General features: G+C 45.3%; 11 protein-coding genes and 1 pseudogene. 5 read left to right on the top strand and 7 right to left on the bottom strand.

The genetic code is table 11. The features are described 5' to 3' along the window. Window positions 1-66 precede the first annotated feature (66 nt). From ACPYIV_RS14435 to ACPYIV_RS14420, 4 genes and pseudogenes are all read left to right on the top strand, one after another. Window positions 67-828, top strand: coding sequence for a glycosyltransferase family 2 protein (locus ACPYIV_RS14435; protein WP_425883656.1), 762 nt, complete (start codon window positions 67-69; stop codon window positions 826-828). 24 nt (window positions 829-852) lie between these two features. Continuing rightward, on the top strand, window positions 853-2316 hold the full coding sequence (locus ACPYIV_RS14430; RefSeq protein WP_425883654.1) for an ATP-binding protein: 1464 nt from the start codon (window positions 853-855) through the stop codon (window positions 2314-2316). A gap of 68 nt (window positions 2317-2384) precedes the next feature. Further along, window positions 2385-2540: pseudogene (locus ACPYIV_RS14425) on the top strand (glycosyltransferase); the annotation flags it as partial. Window positions 2541-2565: 25 nt separating this feature from the next. Further along, window positions 2566-5085, top strand: a complete 2520-nt coding sequence (locus ACPYIV_RS14420) for a YfhO family protein (protein ID WP_425883652.1) — start codon at window positions 2566-2568, stop codon at window positions 5083-5085. Window positions 5086-5089: 4 nt separating this feature from the next. Here the strand turns inward: ACPYIV_RS14420 and ACPYIV_RS14415 are convergent, their stop codons facing one another. The 6 genes from ACPYIV_RS14415 to ahcY all read right to left on the bottom strand — a co-directional run bounded on the left by ACPYIV_RS14415 (window position 5090) and on the right by ahcY (window position 10867). After that, a complete protein-coding gene (locus ACPYIV_RS14415) occupies window positions 5090-6352 on the bottom strand; it encodes an ATP-binding protein (protein WP_425883650.1) in 1263 nt (420 codons plus the stop codon). A 115-nt stretch (window positions 6353-6467) separates the two neighbouring features. Next, window positions 6468-7466, bottom strand: coding sequence for a glycosyltransferase (locus ACPYIV_RS14410; RefSeq protein ID WP_425883648.1), 999 nt, complete (start codon window positions 7464-7466; stop codon window positions 6468-6470). Window positions 7467-7468: 2 nt separating this feature from the next. Beyond that, window positions 7469-8053, bottom strand: coding sequence for a plasmid pRiA4b ORF-3 family protein (locus ACPYIV_RS14405; protein ID WP_293732977.1), 585 nt, complete (start codon window positions 8051-8053; stop codon window positions 7469-7471). Beyond that, window positions 7980-8303 (bottom strand): nucleotidyltransferase domain-containing protein, encoded by a 324-nt coding sequence (locus ACPYIV_RS14400; RefSeq protein WP_293732976.1) that lies wholly within the window; start codon window positions 8301-8303, stop codon window positions 7980-7982. Before ACPYIV_RS14400 ends, ACPYIV_RS14405 begins: the two co-directional genes overlap by 74 nt. A gap of 309 nt (window positions 8304-8612) precedes the next feature. Next, window positions 8613-9383, bottom strand: coding sequence for a class I SAM-dependent methyltransferase (locus tag ACPYIV_RS14395; RefSeq protein WP_293732975.1), 771 nt, complete (start codon window positions 9381-9383; stop codon window positions 8613-8615). Window positions 9384-9448: 65 nt separating this feature from the next. Further along, window positions 9449-10867, bottom strand: a complete 1419-nt coding sequence (ahcY, locus tag ACPYIV_RS14390) for an adenosylhomocysteinase (protein ID WP_425883645.1) — start codon at window positions 10865-10867, stop codon at window positions 9449-9451. Between the two features lie 659 nt (window positions 10868-11526). Between ahcY and ACPYIV_RS14385 the strand changes: the two genes are divergently transcribed. After that, window positions 11527-11940, top strand: a complete 414-nt coding sequence (locus tag ACPYIV_RS14385; RefSeq protein WP_293732974.1) for a DUF5053 domain-containing protein — start codon at window positions 11527-11529, stop codon at window positions 11938-11940. Between the two features lie 146 nt (window positions 11941-12086). Here the strand turns inward: ACPYIV_RS14385 and ACPYIV_RS14380 are convergent, their stop codons facing one another. Continuing rightward, entirely contained in the window at window positions 12087-13742 is a 1656-nt protein-coding gene (locus ACPYIV_RS14380) for an AMP-binding protein (protein WP_293732973.1), read from the bottom strand. Between the last annotated feature and the right edge of the window lie 4 nt (window positions 13743-13746).

The following is a 13746-nucleotide window of genomic DNA, read 5'->3' as shown; positions in this document are numbered from 1 at the left end:
ATCCCGCCTCTCCCGCGTGACAGTGCGGCTGGGGAGGAATGTGGTGGTGTAAACAATTATAATTATATGCAGTTACAACCTACATTTTCAATCATAACGATTACCTATAATGCCGTGCGTCTGGTGGAGCAGACGTTGTTGAACGTGCTGAGCCAGTCCTATCCGAATATCGAATATATCGTGATAGACGGCGGTTCGACGGACGGGACGGCGGATATTATCAAGCGGTATGAATCGGGCCTTGCTTATTGGGTGAGCGAGCCGGACAAGGGGATATACGATGCCATGAACAAGGGGCTTCAAAAGGCGACGGGAGATTATGTCTGGTTTATCAATGCCGGTGATTCTCTCTGTTCGTCCGATACGGTCCAGTCGGTCGTTTCCAAGCTGCAGAAGAGGAAGACTTTGCCGGATATCATCTATGGAGAGACGAATATTGTCGATGAGGAAAGGCGGTCGTTGGGATTGCGCCGTCTCAAGGCTCCGCGGAAGCTTTCGTGGAAGAGTTTCAGGATGGGAATGCTGGTTTGCCACCAGTCGTTCATACCAAAACGTGCGGTTGCTCCGTTATATGATTTGCAGTATCGCTATTCGGCCGATTTCGACTGGTGTATCCGTTGCATGAAGCAGGCCCGTTCGTATTACAATACGCATCTCACCCTGTCCGACTTCTTGGACGGCGGGACGAGTACGACGCAAAGAAAAGCATCCTTGCGAGAGAGGTATGCGATTATGTGCAAATATTATGGTACTTTTGTTACGGTTTTGCTCCACGGGTGGTTCGCTGTCCGTTTTTATACGGCTAAATGGCTGAAGGGGCGGGTTTGATAGTATGAATTTTAATTTATCGGTATGATACGATCCGAAATAAATCCAATACTGACCTTGGACTATTTGACTTCTCAAGATGAAAATAAACATTTTGACAGGAAGTCTGCAAAAATAAAAGTGGCTGATATTGCAGATTTGATCTCTGCATTTGCGAATGCGGAAGGTGGAACTATTGCTATAGGTATCAGCGATAAAACCAAAACAATAGAAGGTATAAATAGTTGTGGCATAGAAAAAATCAATAATTTTTTGAATGCTCCTAAAGATTGTTGTAAGCCGATGCCGGTTTATGATGATGAATTTTTGGATGTCATTAATAATAAGGGAGAGCAAGACAGGATTTTATTTTTACATATTCATGCCAGTATCGATCAGATCATACGAACGGTAAACGATTCGACTTATCTGAGGATCGGTGATAAGACGAAAGAACTGAAAGGCGTGGATTTGCGGAATCTTGAGTATAGTAAAAGTACCCGCCATTATGAGGATGAATGTAATATGGATGCGTCGTTGTCTGATTTGGATAACGATAGTATCATGGAATACAAGCGGTATATTAAAGCCTCTCATCTGTCGACGGAGCAAGTGTTGCGTGCCCGTGGTTTTCTTAAAAAGCTGGGAGGAAGAGAATATTTGACGAATGCTGCTGTCCTTTTGTTTGCTCAAAATGTCCAACAGTTTTATCCTAATTGCAGAGTTCGTTTTGTCCGTTATGAAGGCAATTCCGCCCAAGTGGGGACAAATATAAATATCATTAGGGATGTCAATATTGAATGTTCAATTGTTAAGATTATAGATGAAGCCAAAAGATTTATAGGTTCGCAACTGAGGGAGTTTACGGCGTTGGATCAACGAACCGGTAAATTTCAAATAGTTCCTGAATATCCGGAGTTTGCGTGGCTTGAGGGAATTGTCAATGCTGTTACGCATCGGGAATATGGTATGAGCGGAAGCTACATAAAGGTGACGATGTATGATGATCGATTGGAAATATTGAGTCCTGGCAGATTGCCCAATATCGTAACTGTCAGCAATATACAAGTTACACGTTATTCAAGGAATCCTCGAATAGCTCGTGTGTTGACCGATTTTGGATGGGTTCGTGAGTTAAATGAGGGAGTAAAGCGTATTTATTCGGACATGAAAGAACTTTTTCTGGATGAACCCATATACACAGAACCTGAGCAGTCTGTAAAACTTGTGTTGAAGAATAATATTGTGATGCGTACTATGCGCCAATCCGCGCGTGCAGAAGCAAATGTAAGTACGGACATATGGAACTCTCTTGATGATTTGGAGAGGGCTATTTTGACCTATATGGGTAGTAAGGCAAAGGTGACTCGTTTGGAGTTGGAAGCGTATACGGGCAAAGCGAGACGTACGGTTTTGCTGAGGCTAAATCGACTGATTGAATATGGTTTGGTGAGACGGTATGGAAGGAAGAATGACCCGGTACAATATTATGAAATGGTGTTGCAGTAAATGCACAGTAAATGCACAGTAAATGCACAGTAAATGCACAGTAAATGCACAGTAAACGTTATCTCACCTTGGACGGCGGGACGAGTACGACGCAAAGAAAAGCATCCTTGCGAGAGAAGTATGCGATTATGTGCAAATATTATGGTACTTTTGTTACGGTTTTGCTCCACGGGTGGTTCGCTGTCCGTTTTTATACGGCTAAATGGCTGAAGGGGCGGGTTTGATAGTATGAATTTTAATGAGACATATATGAAGGATTTGCTAAAGCAATGGGGGAAACATGTTGTTGCCCTGATCTTGTTTTTGGGGCTGGTGATGGTTTATTTTTCACCGGCGGTGTTTGATGGGAAAGTAATCATGCAAGGCGATAATATCAAGGCGGCCGGAATGGGACATAGCCAAATGGATCAATACGCCAAGACGGCACAGCCGGGTGAGTTCAGTGTCTGGTCGGATGCGATGTTCGGTGGGATGCCGTATGTGGCAGGATATGGCCAGGCCGCACCGAATATGCCCTCTTATTCGATTGTGGATGGCTGGTTGAAAAAGGTGGGGTATGGCGATGCGGCTATGGTATTTGTCGGGTTGGTATGTTTTTACCTGCTGATGTGTGTCATGGGAGTGAACTGGTGGCTCGCGATCGCCGGGGCGTTCGCTTTTGCATTCGCATCCTATAATATCATTATTATCGAGGCGGGGCATATCGTGAAAGCCTATGTGATCGGTTATATGCCGGTGACGTTGGCCGGTATGGCTTTGCTTTTCAGGCGATCCTATCTGTGGGGAGCCGTCTTGTTTCTGTTGGGGGTAGCCTTGTCGCTGGCGAACGGGCATATCCAGATCACCTATTATCTGGTACTGCTTTGCGTGCTGATCTATTTAGGGTATGCGATCAAAAAGATCCGGGAGAAAGCGTATGGCGAATGGTTGAAGACTTCCCTGATTATGGCGGCCTGTGTCGTATTGGCCGTATTGCCTAATGCGCAGGGGATGTATTCCAATTGGGACTTGGGGCAGCACTCCATCCGTGGGGCTTCGGAGCTGACGCCGAAACCGGATGCTTCGGGAAAAGTGGAGAAGGCTTCCACCGGTTTGGATAAGGATTATGCTTTTCAATGGAGTTACGGCTGGAAGGAGTTGATGACCGTTCTCGTACCGAACGTATATGGTGGTGGTTCGGGAGGCACGTTGGACAGTTCGTCCGAGTTATACAAGGAGTTGAAGAAAAACGGGGCTCAGGTGGGGAAAGAAGTACAAACCTATACCTATTGGGGAGATAAGATATTCACTTCCGGGCCGGTCTATTTCGGGGCTTTGGTTTGTTTCTTGTTCGTCCTGGGAATGTTCGTGATCCGGAACCCGATGAAATGGTGGCTGTTGGCAGGATCGGTGTTCCTGACATTCCTTGCGTTGGGACGTAATTTCGATTCTTTCAACGACTTGATGTTCCATTATCTGCCTTTGTACAATAAGTTCCGTACGGTCGAGATGGCGTTGGTGATACCGGGATTGGTATTTCCGATTGTCGGCATTTGGGGATTGCGGGAGATTTTAGCTGAAAAAGTGGAGGAGGCTCGTTTGAAAAAAGGATTTCTTTGGGCTTTGGGGCTGACCGGAGGCCTTTGTGTGGTCCTTTGGCTGATGCCTTCCTTGCTGTTGGATTTCCGGTCTGCCTATGATGCACAGTTCCAGAACCAGGTTCCGGAGTGGTATTACACGGCCTTGTTGATGGACCGTGCTTCGCTGGCTTCGGCCGATGCGTTGCGTTCTTTGGTTTTCATCCTGCTGGGGGCCGGGCTGCTTGTCTGGTTCTGGAAAGCGAAGAACAAGAAGACTGCGGCGACTTTCGTGAGCGCAGGTGTGGCAGCCCTTATTTTGATTGATCTTTGGACGGTGGACCGCCGTTATCTGGATGACAGCAATTTTGTTAAGCAACAACCGGCGGAGATGTATAAGGAAACGGTAGCCGATAAAGCAATCCTGCAGGACACGGGTTCGACTTTCCGTGTGTTGAACATCAATAACCCGTGGCAGGAAACGAATACTTCCTACTATCATCATTCTATCGGGGGATATCATGCCGTCAAGTTGCGCCGTTACCAGGAGTTGATCGACCATCGGCTGGACGGTGAGTTACGTGGAATTATCGGCGCTTTGCAGAAGGCACAGACGGCTGGGGATGTGATGTCCGCGCTGGCTGCTTGTCCTTCCTTGAATATGTTGAATACCCGCTATATCATCTATAACCCGGAACAGCAGCCGTTGAAAAATCCGTATGCATTCGGGAATGCCTGGTTTGTGGATAAGCTGGATATGGTGGAGAATGCGGATGCCGAGATAGAAGCCTTGAATACGATCGATCCGCTGGAAACGGCAGTTGTGGACAAGCGTTTCCAGAAGGATCTGGAAGGATTTGTTCCGCAGAAAGATTCAACTGCTACGATCGTGTTGGAAGAATACCGTCCGAATCGTCTGACTTATAAGAGTAAAGCGGATAAAGAACAATTGGCAGTCTTCTCCGAAGTCTATTACCAGCCGGGTTGGAAGGCAACGATCGACGGCAAGGAAGTGCCTCATTTCCGTGCGGACTGGATTTTGCGTGGTATGCGTGTGCCGGCAGGCGAACATACGATTGTATTCGAGTTCCGGCCTTCCGGTTATGTAACGGTTGCTTATGTCTCAACCTACAGCTCGTTCCTGATCCTGTTATTACTGATCGCTGCGATCGGTTGGTCGGGATGGGGATATTGGAAAAAGAGTAAAGAGTGAAATTTTAGGGAATGGCCAATAACCATTCCCAGATAGGTATTACCTCAATACTTTTATTTTCTGCTATCGGGATGGATCTTTTTTCATCTTTGGTGATGATGATTATTCGATCCAAATTCAAGAGACCGGAGATTTTGAGGAATGCATTTAATTCTCTTTTCTCTGTTTCCGGGTCGTGCAGGCTATAAGAAACTTGGATGCCTAAGGCTTCCTCCGGGATATAAAAGTCTATTTCTACGTTTTGGTTGTAGAAATAGACTTGTTTTTTATATTTTTTCCGAAGTTGGATGGCGACCATGTTTTCCAATAAAGAAGTTTCCGGGTCGAACAAGAAAAGGTTGAGCAACCCGTTATCGATGAAATAATATTTCTTGTTCGATTCTTTTTCAACGAATTTTGTTGCATAGTTGCTGATGCTGAATGTAAGCCAGCATTCTTCTGCATAGTTGAGGTAGTCGATAATGGTTTGGGTTCCGACTTTAGTTCCGGTTGTTGATATGATATGTGTAAGGCGCGTATAGGAGGATGGCTGTTTGACGCTTTCGGCCAGTTTTTTTATGAGCAGACGCATGGCATTGACATTTCGTACCGTATAGCGGGCAATCAAATCTCCGAAAAATATTTTTTGGTACAAATTGCTCAACCACGAGCGTTTGTCTTTGAAAAGTAAAAGTTCCGGAAGTGCTCCGTCGTAAAAATAGTTATTGAATTGCCGAATGATCTCAGAACGAATGGCTGTCTTGTAGATCCAGTTCGTTTCCAAAAGGATATTTTGGGCTTGTAAATATTCTGCAAATGAATAGGGATAAACTTCTTGAATCAAGAAACGTCCTCCTAATGTTGTGGCAATTTCACTACTCAGCATTTGGGCATTACTGCCTGTCACATATATTTGATAGCCGATATCGGCCAACCGCCGGACAAATTTTTCCCATTGGGGGATGATTTGAATTTCATCCAAAAAGAATATGGGGCGAGAAGGATAAAGCTCTTCGTAGGAAAGTTTGATTGTATCCAAGTCTTCTAATAGCAGACCGGTAAGACGATCGTCTTCGAAATTTATGTATAGGATCTCATCGATGGTATGGCCATTTTTAATGAGCCGGTGGATTTGTTGATACATCAAATGGGATTTGCCCGAACGCCGTAACCCTACAAATACATAATTCGCATGCTCCTCTAATACAAAAGGACGTTCCATAAACGTTTTGTTGAATACAAATTCTTGATATTCAACTATTATGTTTTTAATAAGCTCTTTGTTCATATCCTTGTGTGTTTTGTCTATAAAACAAAATTAGCGTATTTTTGTTTTGTATACAAGATAAAATTGGAATATTTTTATTCTGTATATAAAACAAAGTGGGGACGTATAGATTTTTTTATTTGTAGAACGTCTTTTGGAATGCCGAAAACTCCTCTTTCTTTAGCACCAGCCTGTTCCAAACGGCATCCAAGAATCCGCATCCATATCCTAACAACTGAATAAAGGAGGCGATAATCGACAGGAAGCCGATTTTAATACTTTTATTCTGAATCGAAGAATCCACAAAGATCAGCAAGCTGAAAAGTCCGAGCGGTAGTAAGCTCCAAACGCAGAAGAGGCTTCCGATCAGGAAAAAGAATACTCCTAAAGTAAAGACCGCCGGCAATAGATGCACTAATTTAAGCGAGTCCGGATATTTTTTATACAGATTGATACGGGCGATGCCGGAGTTATAAACCTGGCGGAAGAACTTGCGCCAGTCCGTACGTCGTTTGTGATAGACCCAAGCTGAGGGAAACAGGCATACTTTGTAGCCGTTCTTGAACAGACGGATACTGAAATCGATATCTTCCCCGAAACGCATGGGGGAGAAGCCGCCTAACGCTTCGTATGTGCTTTTCCGGATCCCCATGTTGAAGCTGCGGGGGTAGAACTTATCCATTTTCTTTTTGCCGCCACGGATTCCGCCTGTCGTAAAGAAGGAAGTCATGGAATAGTTGATGGCCTTCTGAACATCCGTAAAACTGTCAGAAGCCCTGTCAGGCCCTCCGAAAGCGTCAGCACCGGTTTCCTGAAGTTCTTTATTTACCGATTTGATGTAGCCGGGAGGCAGGATGCAATCCGAATCGAGTACGATCAGATAATCGCCTTTGCTCTGCTTCGCCCCGTAGTTGCGGGCATTACCCGGACCGCCGTTCGGAATATAAAAATAGGAAACATCCAACCTATCCTTGAAAGCCTCGACCACATGCTGGCAGGTCTCCTTCGAACCGTCTTCGACGATGACGACTTCGAAGTTTGTTTCACTCTGCCGCGTAAGGCTGTCCAACAACTCCTCTACCTCGTTTGGGCGGTTGTAGACAGGGATGATAAGGGACAAATGGGGTGTTGCCATATTCAAATGTTTTGCAAATCTTCATTTATATCTTTTTTCTCTTCTGCATCGAAAAGATTGGGGTTCCAATCCTCGTCATCATCCAGCCCCAGCCCCAGCCACTCTCTGAATTCTTGTGCTTCTTCGCTTTCAGGCATTTCTTGGAATACCTGTTTCAAATGCTTGTAACCATATATACCCCCACAATCTTCCGGCGGACAGGTTCCTTTACCGGAAATACAATAAGCCTTGTTGGATTTTTCTTCGGATACGGATTCCAGTGTTATCTCGTGTACCCAGTCGTCACCGAAGTCATAGATGTACAGAAGTTTTTTCATGTTTCCTGAAAAGAATCCCGATAGTTTTGTTTTTGAGGCATCGTATGTCTTAGTCTCAAAATCGAAATCATCTTCGGAAGGAATTGTAATACGGAAATTACCCTGGTATTCTTTTTCCCTGAATTCAAACAGATGGTAATTGTACCAGCCGAAGACGATTTGTATCACTTCATGAAATTGCAGGAATGTAAAATTCTCAGGAACGGAAACCTTTCTCCATATCGGTGGTTTGGTGATTCCTTTTAGCTTGATTTTGAATAAGTATGCCATATGATAGATAATTATTTACACAAAGATAATCCTTTTTGGTTTTCTGCTTGCTATTTTGTCGGTTAAGTACCCGGCCTTCTTCTTCAACCGATAGTTTGTCTTTGGAAGAAAGAACCAATATGTCCCAGTCCGAATCTTCCCTCGCGTTCCCTTTGGCGCGGGAACCGTACAGCCAAACTTGCACGGTCGGATCGACTTCATGCACGTTTTGCTTGATTTGGCTTAACATCAATTGATAATCGACTTTCATACTTCTCTTCCTTTTCTGCAAACATAGATAAAAATTCGCGATTGTTATCTATGTTTGTAGAAAAAGAGATACTCTTTTGTTTTATTGTCCGGGTGAGATTTCACTTTAGCCTTTTATCTGGAGGCTTTGATTTCATCTTTCCAGCTTATGGATTGTGAGAGCGTCAAGATGAAGCATTAGGAGTGAAAGTGGATCGGATAGCGATAAGCTGTCCCCTTTCGGAAACCAGCGACTTTCCCGAAAGGGGGTGATTTTAGAACACCCAAGCCATAGTTTATGGTGGTTGATGCATAGCGCTTCCGATTTGAATCAGTCAGTTAAAATGTAATATCCGCAGGTAGTATAGAAATTACGGATATACGGGATATTCAAGAATCTCCATAGTCTTCGAGGGTGGAGATTGAATTTTGTTTCGTAATTCGGATTGATGAAATAGAGGACCTCTTCTTCTATCCGGTACTTCTCTTTGTGGACGATCGAGAGAAAACGTTCCAATGAAATGCCGGTATCTTTGATTTCCAAAAGTCCTCCGGGATTGACGTTCCCCCATTCCAAAACTTTTTTATACACGGGGCGGGGCAGCAAGTGAAACCAAGGCAAATGGCTTAAGAACTTATTGCCGCAAACCTGCTGGTGGCCTCCGAACGGATTCTGCCAGGGAGGGAAAGCCACGAAAATAACGCCGTGGAGATTTAAGAACCTCTTTATAAAAGGCAAGAATAATTCTTGGTTCGGGATGTGTTCTATCACATCCCGGATGATGATAATGTCGAACTTGTTGTGCAGTTCGGTCACTTTGTAGATATCCTCGCAGATCAATGTCAGGTTTTTGTTGTTTGGGTGTGTGCTGTAGATTTCTTTTGCGATCGCAATCTGGCCTCCGTTGATGTCTATGCCTGTTACTTGGCAACCGAGATCCAGAAAGGGTTTTATGTTCCCTCCTTCTCCACAACCGATTTCAAGGATGTGTGAATCAGCTGTTATCGGTTTATGCTTTTCAATGAAAGGTATTACATATTTTTGTGTCGTAATACTTTGTTCGTTGAAATAGAGTTGTCTGTCAGCGTGTCTTTTTTGCATATCTACAAAATAAAAATGAGGATGCGCCAAAAGTCACTATGCTTTTGAACACATCCTCAGGTATATTAATATCTGTAATGTTCAGCCTTATACGGCCCTTCGACCGGTACGCCGATGTAATCCGCTTGCTTCTGTGTCAGCTTGGACAGTTTGACGCCGATGCGCTCCAGGTGGAGGCGGGCAACTTCTTCGTCTAAGCGTTTCGGCAGGCGGTAGACACCTACTTCGTAAGGCATTGTCCACAAATCCATCTGGGCTAATACCTGGTTTGTGAAGGAGTTGCTCATTACGAAAGAGGGATGGCCGGTCGCGCAACCCAAGTTAACTAAGCGGCCTTCTGCCAGAAGGAAGATGGAGTTGCCTGTCGGGAACGTATATTTGTCAACCTGCGGTTTGATGTTGGTGTGCTTGATGTTCGGGTAGTTCACCAATTTGTCGACTTGGATTTCGTTGTCGAAATGGCCGATGTTGCAAACGATGGCCTGGTCTTTCATCTGGGCCATATGTTCGATGGTGATGATGTCGCAGTTACCGGTGGTCGTAACGAAGACGTTACCTTCCTTGACGGCTTCTTCCATTGTTGTCACTTCAAAACCTTCCATAGCGGCTTGCAGGGCGCAGATCGGGTCGATCTCCGTGATCAGGACACGGGCTCCGTAAGAACGCATGGAGTGGGCACAGCCTTTGCCAACGTCACCATATCCGGCAACGACAACCACCTTACCGGCGATCATCACGTCGGTAGCGCGCTTGATGCCGTCGGCCAGTGATTCGCGGCAACCGTACAGGTTGTCGAATTTCGACTTTGTAACGGAGTCGTTGACATTGATGGCCGGAACCAGCAGCTCGCCTTTTTCCATCATCTGGTACAGACGGTGTACGCCGGTGGTTGTTTCTTCGGAAACACCTTTCATTTCGGCGATCGTGCGGTGCCAACGGGTATTGTCTTCAGCCAGGATACGGTTCAAGGTATCCAGGATGACTTGTTCTTCGTGATTGCCACCTTTACCGTTGATCGTTTCAGCATCGTTCTCTGCACGGTAGCCCATGTGAACCAGCAGGGATGCGTCTCCACCGTCATCCACAATCATGTGCGGACCTTTGCCGTCGGGGAAACGGAGCGCCATGTCGGTACACCACCAGTATTCTTCCAGTGTTTCACCCTTCCAGGCGAAAACGGGAACACCATCGGCAGCAATGGCTGCGGCAGCGTGGTCCTGTGTAGAGAAGATGTTACAGCTTGCCCAGCGGACATCTGCTCCCAATGCAACTAATGTTTCGATTAACACTGCGGTCTGAATCGTCATGTGCAGTGAGCCGGTGATACGAGCCCCTTTCAGAGGTTTCTGATCGGCGTACTTTTTGCGAAGCGCCATCAATCCCGGCATTTCGTGTTCGGCGATTTCGATTTCTTTACGACCGAATTCAGCCAAACTCATATCTGCTACTTTATAAGGCAGATTAGTTGGAAATAATTGTGACATAAATTGATACTAAATGATTATGGGGCAAAGGTAGTAATAATTTTCTTGTTGTTTATTAAAAACAGAGTTGTATTAGGGCAACTGACCTATTTCTGCAGCAACAATTTCTTTACTATGGGGTGAAAAAACTTTTTTCATCCTGAATTATTTTTTCTCAAATGCCTGCAAATTCTGTAATCAGTGGCAGTGATTATAAAATCAGTGGTGGTGATTATATAATCGGTGGCGCTGATTATATAATCACTGTCACCGATTATAGAATTTATAGGCATTTGGATAATTTTTTATGCCTATGCAGGTTATATTTCGGGCGTTTTTTTATGATTAAATGTGATAAGAAAAATATTATCAAAGTCCTTTGTGTTGCTGATAATATTTTTGTTATCTTTGTAATGTCGTTAAGACAAACGTTCTATACATAGTGACGATGGGCTAAAAGCTCGGATAGAAGAGGTTGAAAAAGATCTGTTATTCTATCTCCGCAAGTATCATGAACTGACTTCGAGAAGCAAATTCATGAAAGCGGTGGTTGATAAAGAAATCCGACGATTGGAGCGAGAGTTAAAAGAACTTGGAAAGTATTATTAACCAGAAAGGTGCTCCCTCTCATGGCCAGAGGGGGAGTTACCTTTTTCGTATAAACTAAAAATTGTGGTAAGATGGACAAAGTGAATCGTTTTTTTGAATTGAAGGAACTGTGGAAACAGAGTGCCGAAGTAGATCGTTTCTCTATCGATCGGCAGATAACAGAATTGATGGATAGTATGACTGACCAGGAAGTGGAGCTGCTTGCTGTTGGTGTACAAAATGACTTTGACAATGTTCATCAGGAAGTAGCCGAAATCAAAGAGCAATTGACGATCCGGGAACGATTGGGACCGGTGTTGCCTTATTTATCTGTTTCTAAATTGTCAAAGGACTATTTCAATAAATCTTCTTCTTGGTTCTACCAGCGTTTAAACGGGAATAAAATACACGGGAAAGTTTGTCGATTTACAGATAAGGAGTTGGAAACGCTCGATATGGCTCTGAAAGATATTAGCCAGCGTCTCTCATCATTACAGCTTGTATAAAAATTATAGAACAATTTATATTTGTCTTTTTGTAGGCGGAGTGGTGGTAGTGGTAGCCATTTTTGAAAAAAGAAAAAGCGAAAGGCAGTACCGGAGCAAAAAGCTTCCGACACTGCCTTTATACCTATTAGGATAGGACCGGCTGTTTAGACCGGTGTGATTCCTTGTTCTGCCAACAGTTTTAACCCTAAGTCTTTCAGTTTGAACTTCTGTATCTTTCCGCTACCGGTCATAGGGAAGGTGTCGACAAAGAATATATACTTCGGGATCTTGTGCCGGGCGATCTTTCCGCGGCAGAAGTCCTTGACGATATCTTCCGTCATGCTGACGCCTTCGTGCAAGATGATAAAGGCGCCTACTTCCTCACCGTATTTCTTGGATGGAACGGCTGCAACCTGTACATCTTTCACGCCTTCCAGATGGTAGAGGAATTCCTCCAGCTCACGGGGATAGATGTTCTCTCCACCCCGGATAATCATATCTTTGATACGGCCGGTAATGCGGTAGTTGCCGTTTTCGTCTTTCACACCCAGGTCGCCACTATGCAGGAAGCCGTCTTTGTCGATGACTTCGGCCGTTGCAGCCGGATTGTTGTAGTAGCCTTTCATGGTGTTGTAACCCCGGTTACACATTTCACCTTGTACGCCTACCGGACATTCTTCGCCCGTTTCCGGATCGATCACGCGGACTTCGGTAAACTCGAAGTCACGGCCCACCGTGTTGTAACGGACTTCTGCCGGATCGTCGATGCGCGAATGCGTCATGCCGGGTGATGCTTCCGTCAAACCGTATACGCTGGTTACACGCATGAACATTTTTTCTTCCACCTGTTTCATCAGTTCCACAGGGCAAAGGGAACCTGCCATGATACCGGTACGGAGGGACGTCAGGTCGAACATGTTGAACATCGGGTGGTTGAGCTCGGCGATGAACATGGTCGGCACGCCATAGAGCGCCGTACACCGTTCCTTATGGATGGAGGCGAGTACGACTAACGGATCGAATTTCTCGACCATAACCTGTGTACATCCGTGTGTCAGGACGTTCATGGACGCCAGTACGACGCCGAAGCAGTGGAACAAGGGGACGCAGCAGCATAGTTTGTCGTCTGCCGTGAACTTCATGTGCTCGCCTGTCAGCAGGCCGTTGTTGGCAATGTTATAGTGCGTCAGCATGACCCCTTTCGGGAAACCGGTCGTGCCGGAAGTATATTGCATATTCACGACATCCTGTGGAGTCACCAGTTTTTTTGCTTCCACCAGCGTCTCGTCGCTTACGTTTTCACCTAAAAGCAACAATTCGGGAGTGTTGTACATCCCTCTGTATTTCTCCTGACCGATATAAACCACATTCTTCAGCATCGGGAAACGTTTGCTTTTCAGGTAGCCGCGTTGCGATTCCTTCAGTTCGGGCAGCATGGTGTACATCATGTCAACATAACTGCCATCAAACACCCCGTCGGTGATGCACATCGTATGGATATCTGCGTTCTCCACCAGAAATTCCAGTTCGCTCTGCTTATAGTTCGTATTGACGGTAACGGCCACAGCCCCGATCTTTGCGGTGGCATACAGGAATGTGAGCCAGTCCGGAACGTTGGTTGCCCAGATACCGACATGCGTGCCATGTTTGATACCGATCGAAAGCATGCCTTTCGCCATCCGGTCCACACGTTCGTTGAACTCTTTCCAGGTGAAGCGCAGATCGCGGTCGGAGTATACCAGATATTCTTTGTCAGGTGTCGTTTCGGCCCAATGTTCCATCCACTGGCCGAGTGTCCTGTCTTGTAATTGTATTTCCATAGAG

This window comes from Parabacteroides vesiculifaciens (assembly GCF_049860805.1).
GTDB lineage: Bacteria > Bacteroidota > Bacteroidia > Bacteroidales > Tannerellaceae > Parabacteroides.
This window is presented reverse-complemented; position numbering and strand designations above follow the sequence as displayed.

Coding starts and splice junctions, on each gene's coding strand:
- ACPYIV_RS14435 (WP_425883656.1), top strand. CDS start 67: ATGCAGTTACAACCTACATTTTCAATCATAACGATTACCTATAATGCC.
- ACPYIV_RS14430 (WP_425883654.1), top strand. CDS start 853: ATGATACGATCCGAAATAAATCCAATACTGACCTTGGACTATTTGACT.
- ACPYIV_RS14420 (WP_425883652.1), top strand. CDS start 2,566: ATGAAGGATTTGCTAAAGCAATGGGGGAAACATGTTGTTGCCCTGATC.
- ACPYIV_RS14415 (WP_425883650.1), bottom strand. CDS start 6,352: ATGAACAAAGAGCTTATTAAAAACATAATAGTTGAATATCAAGAATTT.
- ACPYIV_RS14410 (WP_425883648.1), bottom strand. CDS start 7,466: ATGGCAACACCCCATTTGTCCCTTATCATCCCTGTCTACAACCGCCCA.
- ACPYIV_RS14405 (WP_293732977.1), bottom strand. CDS start 8,053: ATGGCATACTTATTCAAAATCAAGCTAAAAGGAATCACCAAACCACCG.
- ACPYIV_RS14400 (WP_293732976.1), bottom strand. CDS start 8,303: ATGAAAGTCGATTATCAATTGATGTTAAGCCAAATCAAGCAAAACGTG.
- ACPYIV_RS14395 (WP_293732975.1), bottom strand. CDS start 9,383: ATGCAAAAAAGACACGCTGACAGACAACTCTATTTCAACGAACAAAGT.
- ahcY (WP_425883645.1), bottom strand. CDS start 10,867: ATGTCACAATTATTTCCAACTAATCTGCCTTATAAAGTAGCAGATATG.
- ACPYIV_RS14385 (WP_293732974.1), top strand. CDS start 11,527: ATGGACAAAGTGAATCGTTTTTTTGAATTGAAGGAACTGTGGAAACAG.
- ACPYIV_RS14380 (WP_293732973.1), bottom strand. CDS start 13,742: ATGGAAATACAATTACAAGACAGGACACTCGGCCAGTGGATGGAACAT.